Annotated in this window: 5 protein-coding genes; 2 read left to right on the top strand and 3 right to left on the bottom strand. The window is 68.5% G+C overall.

Features of this window, described 5'->3' with window-relative positions:
- On the bottom strand, nt 1-2,069 hold a 2,069-nt coding region (locus U9980_RS08955; protein WP_322767495.1), incomplete at its 3' end, for an APC family permease.
- A 120-nt stretch (nt 2,070-2,189) separates the two neighbouring features.
- Between U9980_RS08955 and U9980_RS08950 the strand changes: the two genes are divergently transcribed.
- Nucleotides 2,190-2,861, top strand: coding sequence for a TrkA family potassium uptake protein (locus U9980_RS08950; protein WP_322755096.1), 672 nt, complete (start codon nt 2,190-2,192; stop codon nt 2,859-2,861).
- Nucleotides 2,858-3,556, top strand: coding sequence for a TrkA family potassium uptake protein (locus tag U9980_RS08945; RefSeq protein WP_322751017.1), 699 nt, complete (start codon nt 2,858-2,860; stop codon nt 3,554-3,556). Before U9980_RS08950 ends, U9980_RS08945 begins: the two co-directional genes overlap by 4 nt.
- Here the strand turns inward: U9980_RS08945 and U9980_RS08940 are convergent.
- Nucleotides 3,507-4,199 (bottom strand): DUF3159 domain-containing protein, encoded by a 693-nt coding sequence (locus U9980_RS08940; protein WP_322767497.1) that lies wholly within the window; start codon nt 4,197-4,199, stop codon nt 3,507-3,509. The genes U9980_RS08945 and U9980_RS08940 overlap by 50 nt on opposite strands.
- Before the next feature lie 80 nt (nt 4,200-4,279).
- On the bottom strand, nt 4,280-4,666 hold the full coding sequence (locus U9980_RS08935; RefSeq protein ID WP_322751016.1) for an OB-fold nucleic acid binding domain-containing protein: 387 nt from the start codon (nt 4,664-4,666) through the stop codon (nt 4,280-4,282).
- Nucleotides 4,667-4,786 lie beyond the last annotated feature (120 nt).

Here is a 4,786-nt window from a genome sequence, read left to right as displayed (position 1 = left end):
GCGGCCGTGCCGGCGGTGTCCCGCCCGGCAGTGTCCCGGCCGGCGGTGTCCCGCCCGGCGGTGGCCTGAGCGGGGGCGGCCGAACCGGTGGCCCGGCGCACGGCTCCCGGCGCCGTCCGGTCCTGGCGCCGGCCGGCCTGCTCCGAGGAGGCGAGCTGCCAGGGGACGCTGGTGACCATCACGCCCGGCTGGAAGAGCAGCCTCCCCTTGAGCCGCAGTGCGCTCTGGTTGTGCAGGAGCTGTTCCCACCAGCGCCCGACCACATACTCGGGGATGAACACCGCGACCACGTCGCGCGGGCTCTCCCGTCGGATGCCGGCGACGTAGTCCAACACCGGCCGGGTGATCTCGCGGTAGGGCGAGGCGAGTTCGACCAGATCGATGCCGATCCCCCGTTCGTCCCAGGCCTGACGCAGCCGACCGGATTCGGCCGGATCGACGGCTACGGTGAGCCCGACCAGGGAGTGGGGACGGGTGGCCTTGGCATACGCCAGGGCCCGCAGCGTCGGTTCGTGGATCTTGCTGACGAGCACCACCGCATGCACCCTGGACGGCAACGTCGGCGGCCCGGGCTCGGCCGCCAGCTCGTGGGCCACCCGGTCGTAGTGCCGGCGGATCGCCCGCATCACCACGAAGATCACCGGCATGGCCACACAGACGAGCCACGCGCCACGCGCGAACTTCGTGGCCAGAACCACGACCAGAACGACAGAGGTCACGCAGGCGCCGACAAAGTTGATCGCCTGCGAACGCCGGATACGTCGGCGGGCGACCGGGTCGCCAGCCTCAGGATCATCGCTTCGTAGGAGGGTCTGCCAGTGCCGGACCATCCCGGTCTGGCTGCACACGAACGACACGAACACGCCGATGATGTACAGCTGGATAAGCCTGGTCACCTCGGCGTCAAACGCGACGATCAGGAGAATCGCGAGAGCGGCGAGGGTGATGATTCCGTTGCTGAAGGCCAGGCGATCGCCACGGGTGTGCAGCTGGCGCGGCAGATAACCGTCCCTGGCCAGGATCGACCCGAGGACCGGAAAGCCGTTGAAGGCGGTGTTCGCGGCCAGCACGAGGATCAGCGCCGTGACGACGGCGACATAGAGGAAGCCGAACGACCCGTCCCCGAAGACTGCGGCGGCCACCTGCGCGATGACCGTACGCTGTGTCCCGGTCGCGGTCCCGTCTGCACCGATGAGATCCGCCGGGTTCTCCGCGACGTGGACATGCGAGATCATCGCCAGGATGGTGACGCCACTGAACATCGTGACCGCGATCAGTCCCATCGCCAGCAGCGTCGTGGCTGCGTTGCGGCTCTTGGGTGGACGGAACGCCGGGACCCCGTTGCTGATCGCCTCCACACCGGTGAGTGCGGTACAGCCGGAGGAGAACGCCCGCAACGCCAGGAAGACGGTGGCAAGGCCGCCGAAGGCGGACTCGGCGTGCACCTGGTAATTCGCGCTCTCGGCCTGGGGCGTGTGCCCGAACGCGGTCTGCAGCAACCCGACCGCGACCATCACCATGACGCCGACGATGAAGCCGTACGTCGGGAGCGCGAACGCCGTGCCCGACTCGCGGACACCGCGCAGATTGATTATCGTCAAAATGACGATCAGCACCACGGAAATGAGCACCTTGTGCCCGGCCAGGCTGGTCATGGCCGACGCGAGGTTCGCCACCCCGGCGGCAACCGACACCGCGACCGTGAGGACGTAGTCGACGAGCAGCGCGCTCGCGGCCGTGAGGCCGACCCGCGGCCCCAGGTTCGTCATCGCGATCTCGTAAGCGCCGCCCCCGGTGGGGTAGGCGCGCACGTTCTGGCGGTAGGAGGCGACGACGGTCAGCAGCACCACGACGACCGTGGCCGCGACCCACGGCGCAAGGTGGTAGAAGGCCAGACCACCGAGCGACAGGACAAGCAGGATCTCCTCCGTGGCATACGCCACCGAGGAGAGTGGGTCGCTACCGAAAACAGGCAGGGCAATCCGCTTGGGCAGCAACGTCTCGCCGAGTTTGTCGCTCCCGAGGGGGCGACCGACGAAGCCGCGCTTGAGGCGGTCCGTGAGCCTCACGCGGCGATGCTACCGACAGATGTGACCGGCATCGCACCGCTGTGAGATGACCGATATCTCCGCTGCTGGGCACCGCCCACGCATCGACCGGGCCGGCTCAGGAGGGCTACGCTCTGCCGCGTGCATGTGGTGATCCTCGGATGCGGGCGAGTCGGTTCGGCGCTCGCACGCAGCGTCGACCGGTACGGCCACAGCGTTTCGATCATCGACCAGAACCCGGACGCCTTCACCCGGCTGCCCGCGGACTTCAGCGGCCGAATGATCACCGGAGTCGGTTTCGACCGGGACACCCTGATCGAAGCGGGCATCCGGGACGCGACGGCGTTCGCCGCGGTTTCCAGCGGCGACAATTCCAACATCATAGCCGCCAGAATCGCGCGGGAGATGTTCGGCGTGACCAGTGTCGTTGCCCGCATCTACGATCCCCGCCGGGCTGAAGTGTACGAACGGCTCGGTATCCCCACGGTCGCCACCGTACGTTGGACCCGCGACCAGATTCTGCGCCGTCTCGTCCCGGATGCCATAACGCCGGAGTGGACGGACACGTCCGGCATGATCCTGCTGACAGAGATGACACCCTCCGCATCATGGGTGGGACTACGCGTGTCCACACTTGAGGGCGCCGCACGCGCCCGGGTCGCCTGTGTCACCCGCTTCGGCGAGGGTCTGCTCCCCGATGCCCATACCCTCATCCAGGACGGCGACACGCTGCACCTGGCTTTTCCCAAGGCACGGGCGGCGCAGGTGGAGGCCGTGCTGAAGGCCGGTCCGAAGGAAGGTCTGCCCACATGAGGCCACGTCGGATCGCCGTTGCCGGTGCCGGCAAGGTCGGCCGTTCCATCGCCGCCGAACTGATCGACAACGGCTCCGAGGTGCTGTTGATCGAACGCGACCCGGGCAAGATACGGATGGACGCGCTGCCGCACGCCAACTGGCTGCTGGCCGACGCGTGCGAACTGGCATCCCTGGAGAGCGCCAACCTCCAAGAGTGCGCGGTGATGGTCGCCGCGACCGGGGACGACAAGGTCAACCTGGTCGTCTCGCTGCTGGCGAAGACCGAGTTCGGGGTGCCGCGGGTGGTGGCACGGGTCAACCATCCGAACAACGAATGGCTGTTCACCGAAGCGTGGGGGGTGGACGTGGCCGTGTCCACCCCGCGGATGCTGACCGCCCTGGTCGAGGAGGCGGTGAGCGTCGGCGACCTCGTCCGGCTGATGCGCTTCATGCAGGGCAACGCGTCGCTGGTGGAGTTGACCCTGGCCGAGGACTCCCCGGTGATCGGGACGCCCATCGCGCAGGTTGCGCTACCCGCTGACGCGGCACTGGTGGCGATCCTGCGGGACGGGCGGGTCGTGCTCCCCTCCCCCGACGCCACCCTGGAAGAAGGCGACGAGGTGCTCGCCGTGGTGAGCGCCGGCGGGGATGTGGAGGAAGCCCTCAGCCTGGCTCTGGGCGGGACTCCAGCGGGCTCGCCGCCACCTCGGTGACCTTGGAGCGACCGGCGACAGGGGCGGCCATCCCGGCGGCACCGTCACGGGTGGCGGCACCGTCACGCCCGTCCGCGCCAGCCTGACGTGGCGCGAGCCGGCGCACGATGGCGAAGGTAGCCAGGATCGCCACGCCGAACAACGGCAGCCCCAGGGCGATGTTGGCAGCGGCCAGCCACCCTGTCTCGCCGGCCAGATAGAGCGCACCCTGGATGACGAACCGCAGAGCGAACACAATGATCCAGACCAGTGTCGCCCGGACGGCGGCCCGACGCAGGTCGCGGTGGTGACGCCAGTCGACGTAGCGGGCATCCATCGCGGCCATCACAAAACCTGCGAGCGGTCTGCGCACCACCAGTGACAGCAGGCCGACGCTGGCAAAGACGGCGTTCTTGATGATACTGGGCAGGAAGAAACCCTGGGCGCTGTGCGTCCGGGACGCGACGAACGCGGCGAAGGCCACCGCGAACAGCCCGGAGAACGCCTGGCGCGCCGGCTCGCGGCGGACGACCCGCAGCGCGACCAGAACGGTCGCCGTCGCCACGGCGAAGGCGATGCCCGCGGTCAGCCCCGCCTCGGCGTTGACCGCGACAAAAGCAACCGTGGGGATCGCACTGTCGATCATCCCGCGTGGACCGCCCATGGCGTCGGCCAGCGATGTCGGGGACGTCGGGGACTGCCGGTCGGCAGCCGGAGCGACCCGCGGGTCGCGGGTTCGGAGGTTCACGCGCTCGCAGACGACACGGGCAGCAACTCGTATCGCGGATTGAAGATGGTGGTGCGACTGTCCCGGTTCATGACCATCCCAGATGCCTTGACTGCACGTCCTGCCTGAATTCCCGGTATGTGCTTGCGGCCGAGAAACACCAGGGTGACGGTACCGCTGCCATCGTAGATGTCCGCCTCAAGGCTCGGCGCCCCGGCGTGGCTACGTACAGTAACCGAACGGATCGAGCCGACAACGCACACCTCCTGGCGCTCGTGGCAGTCACACATCGGGACGGCCCCGGCCGCCTGGACGGTCCGCTGCAGGTCTTCGGCCTCCAGCACCCGATCGTCCGCGTTCAGCCGGTGGACGACCCGCCCAAGCCAACCGCCTCGGTCTCCCACGGCTCCTCCGATTGAACTCGGGAACGTAACACCCAGGCAACGCTTCAACGCGCCACAGTGTGCCCGGTCGCAGGCCCGGCATCCATCCTTATGGGGTTTTCGCCGCCGTTCCCGCCACCG

Origin of the sequence: Protofrankia sp. Cr1, assembly GCF_963555865.1 — a bacterium.
GTDB lineage: Bacteria > Actinomycetota > Actinomycetes > Frankiales > Frankiaceae > Protofrankia.
This window is presented reverse-complemented; position numbering and strand designations above follow the sequence as displayed.